This is a genomic window from Pseudomonas sp. GM21 (assembly GCF_000282215.1).
Lineage (GTDB): Bacteria > Pseudomonadota > Gammaproteobacteria > Pseudomonadales > Pseudomonadaceae > Aquipseudomonas.
On sequence record NZ_AKJS01000039.1, the window covers coordinates 1 to 3,777 of the forward strand.

Annotated in this window: 2 protein-coding genes and 1 tRNA gene; 1 reads left to right on the forward strand and 2 read right to left on the reverse strand. The window is 57.9% G+C overall.

The window, feature by feature from the left end:
* Nucleotides 1-44 precede the first annotated feature (44 nt).
* Nucleotides 45-1,322 carry a 4-aminobutyrate--2-oxoglutarate transaminase gene (gene gabT, locus PMI22_RS21755; RefSeq protein WP_007944100.1) on the reverse strand — a complete coding sequence of 426 codons (1,278 nt, stop codon included), beginning with the start codon at nucleotides 1,320-1,322 and terminating at the stop codon, nucleotides 45-47.
* Nucleotides 1,323-1,520: 198 nt separating this feature from the next.
* Complete coding sequence (gene gabD / locus PMI22_RS21750) at nucleotides 1,521-2,963, reverse strand: NADP-dependent succinate-semialdehyde dehydrogenase (RefSeq protein WP_007944101.1); 1,443 nt, start codon at nucleotides 2,961-2,963, stop codon at nucleotides 1,521-1,523.
* 348 nt (nucleotides 2,964-3,311) lie between these two features.
* On the opposite strand from gabD, the gene PMI22_RS21745 reads away from it, so the two are divergent.
* Nucleotides 3,312-3,388: transfer RNA gene (locus PMI22_RS21745), tRNA-Arg, on the forward strand.
* Nucleotides 3,389-3,777 lie beyond the last annotated feature (389 nt).

A 3,777-nucleotide genomic window follows, 5' to 3' on the forward strand; every position in this document is an offset into this window, starting at 1 on the left:
CACAGTCTGCGAAGCGGGTTTTTGTCGATCAGCTCACAAATCAATCAGAGCTCGGAGAAGCACTCTTCGATGATCGCCAGACCTTGGTCCAGTTGCTCGTCCGGCGAAGTCAGCGGTACCAGGACGCGCAGAACGTTGCCGTAAGTGCCGCAGGACAGCAGGATCAAGCCCTTGTCGCGAGCCTTGGCCACCACCGACGCTACCGCTGCAGCGTTTGGCTTGTGGCTGTCGCCGTTTTCAAACAGCTCAACAGCAATCATCGCGCCCAGAGCACGGACTTCGCCAATCACCGGGTACTTGGCCTGGATAGCCTTGAGGCCAGTGACCAGACGCTCGCCGACGGCTTTGCAGCGGTCCAGCAGATGCTCTTCTTCGAACACTTCCATCACGGCCAGGGCCGCAGCGCAAGCGATCGGGCTACCGGCGTAAGTACCGCCCAGGCCGCCTGGAGCGATAGCGTCCATGTATTCGGCCTTGCCGCACACACCGGCCAACGGGAAGCCGCCGGCGATGGATTTGGCGAAGGTGGTCAGGTCGGCGGACACGCCCATCTGTTCCATGGCGAAGAAAGTGCCGGTACGGCCAGCGCCGGTTTGCACTTCGTCAGCGATCAACAGGATACCGTGCTGGTCGCACAGCGCGCGCAGACGCTTCATGAACTCTTTAGGCGCGACGTAGAAACCGCCTTCGCCCTGAACCGGTTCGATGATGATGGCTGCGATATCACGCGGTTCAGCGTCGTTCTTGAAGACGCGTTCGATGCTGGCGATCGAATCATCGACGCTCACACCGTGCAGCTCGTTCGGGTACAGCGCGCGGAACACGCCGCCTGGCATCAGGCCCATGCCGGCCGAGTAAGGCACGACTTTACCGGTCAGGCCCAGAGTCATCATGGTGCGACCGTGGTAAGCGCCGGTGAACGCGATCACGCCGGCGCGGCCAGTGGCGGCACGAGCGATTTTCACGGCGTTTTCTACCGCTTCGGAACCGGTGGTGACCAACAGGGTTTTCTTGGCGAAATCACCAGGCACCTTGGCGTTGATTTTTTCGCACAGTTCTACGTACGGTTCGTAGGCCAGCACCTGGAAGCAAGTGTGAGTCAGCTTGTTCAGTTGCTCGGTCACGGCGGCGATGATTTTCGGGTGCACGTGCCCGGTATTCAGCACGGCGATACCGCCGGCGAAGTCGATGAACTCGCGACCTTCAACGTCGGTCACGGTGGCGTTCTTCGCGGACTCGGCGAAGATCGGGTGAATCTGGCCAACACCGCGTGGTACAGCGGCTTCGCGGCGTTTCATCAGGGATGCGTTAGTCTTGCTCATAAAGTCCTCATTCACCGCTCATCGGGCGGCGTGGTTCAAGGAAAATGCAGCGGGGAGGCAACTACGGCAGCATGCGATGATCGACTGCCACAGCTTTCCCAGCCACAGAGAAAATTCCGTTTGTTGCACGCAAAGGGACAGCGCTCTCGTGCCCTTTGCGTTTGAAGCAATGCCTTGCTGGGCTCTTGTCTTGCGAGCTTAGATACCCAGGCAGAGGTATTTGATTTCCAGATAATCTTCGATGCCGTACTTGGAACCTTCACGACCCAGGCCCGAGGCCTTGATGCCGCCGAATGGCGCGACTTCGTTGGAGATCAACCCGGTGTTGACGCCGACCATGCCGTATTCCAGGGCTTCAGCCACACGGAACACACGACCCAGGTCACGAGCATAGAAATACGAGGCCAGACCGAACTCGGTGTCGTTGGACATCGCGATCACTTCGGCTTCGTCTTTGAAGCGGAACAGCGGCGCCAATGGACCGAAAGTTTCTTCCTTGGCCACGGCAGCGTTCTTCGGCACGTTGGTCAGAATGGTCGGCTCAAAGAAATTACCTTCCATGACCTTGCCACCCGCTAGAACGGTTGCACCTTTGCTGATCGCGTCAGCAATGTGCTCTTGAACCTTGGCCACGGCTTTTTCGTCGATCAGCGGACCCGTGGTGGTGCCCTCTTCCAGACCGTTACCGATCTTGAGCTTGGCCACGGCCGCTTTCAGCTTCTCGGCAAACGCGTCGTAGACCGAATCCTGAATGTACAGACGGTTGGCGCAGACGCAGGTCTGGCCGTTGTTGCGGTACTTGGAAATGATCGCGCCTTCGACGGCCTTATCCAGATCCGCGTCGTCGAACACGATGAACGGTGCATTGCCGCCCAGTTCCAGGGAAACTTTCTTGATGTCCTTGGCACATTCCGCCATCAGCTGACGACCAATTTCGGTCGAGCCGGTGAAGGACAACTTGCGAACGATCGGGTTGCTGGTCAGTTCGCTACCGATGTCGCCGGCGCTGCCGGAAACAACGCTGAACACACCAGCAGGAATACCGGCACGCTGAGCCAGTTCAGCCAGCGCAAATGCCGAGAACGGCGTTTGCGAAGCAGGCTTGAGCACCATGGTGCAACCGGCAGCCAGCGCCGGGCCGGCTTTACGGGTGATCATCGCAGCCGGGAAGTTCCACGGGGTAATCGCAGCGGTCACGCCGATTGGCTGCTTGATCACGATCAGGCGCTTGTCTGGCTGGTGGCCCGGAATCACGTCACCGTAGATGCGCTTGGCTTCTTCGGCGAACCATTCGATGAATGAAGCGGCGTAAACGATTTCGCCCTTGGCTTCGGCCAATGGCTTGCCCTGCTCGAGGGTCATCAGGCGAGCCAGGTCGTCCTGGTTTTCGATAATCAGCTCGAACCAACGACGCAGCTTGTTCGCGCGGTCCTTGGCGGTCAGTGCACGCCAGGCCGGCAGCGCTTTGTCAGCGGCTTCGATCGCACGACGGGTTTCGGCAGCACCCATTTTCGGCACAGTGCCCAGAATTTCGCCCGTTGCCGGGTTGTTCACATTGATCGTCTGACCATTGTCCGCGTCGACCCACGCGCCATCGATGAAGGCTTGCTGGCGGAACAACTGGGTGTCTTTAAGCTGCATGTCGGCTTTCCTTAACAGCACCGCGACAGGCGCGGAGCAAATTATGATTGTAGAAAGGCGCCCTATAGGCTGCCGTCAGGGAAATCATTCACCGGGCTGAAGCACATAAATAGCGCACTGATTGATATCGTGCGGTTCAGCACCCAGACAAGAGCGTTTGAAATCTCAAACGAATCCTAGGATCAAAGGGGGTAAAGGACAATAGGCTGTTCGAAAAAAAGAACGAAAACGCCGCATTTGCCTGGTTTTTCTGATCAACGTAGTAATCGCACGTTACGCTTTCAAAAAAGCCAGTCGATTCAGCAGCATGGACGACCGCTGCACATATGAGTATCATGGCGCCCGCTTGCACCAGTAGCTCAGCTGGATAGAGTACTGCCCTCCGAAGGCAGGGGTCGTGGGTTCGAATCCCGCCTGGTGCACCATACGTTGTAAATGAAAAAGCCTCAGACCTTAGGGTCTGGGGCTTTTTTGTGGGTGAAGATTAACCAGTTCCGGGCAATGCCGCTGTTTTATAGATCTCGGCTGGGCCAGTCTCAGCATCGCTCCAGGGCGAACCTGCTCGAAGGCATACGACTACGTCAGGGGCGTTGGCGAAAGATAGAGCCGCTCTGGTATTGCGAGCCCTGATTGGAGCCTGCGGGGCCTGCCACGCGGCTTGTAAGCCATGGCCAGGGCCTTGATGATCGGGTGCTCGCTGAGCAGATAGTTTTTTGCTGATCATTTCCGGCGCTATAAGACCGCGCTCCTCAAGCATGAGGCTCTCCCAACTGAGTCAGACCCCTACTGCACGAACTTTCCTGCGGACAAAACA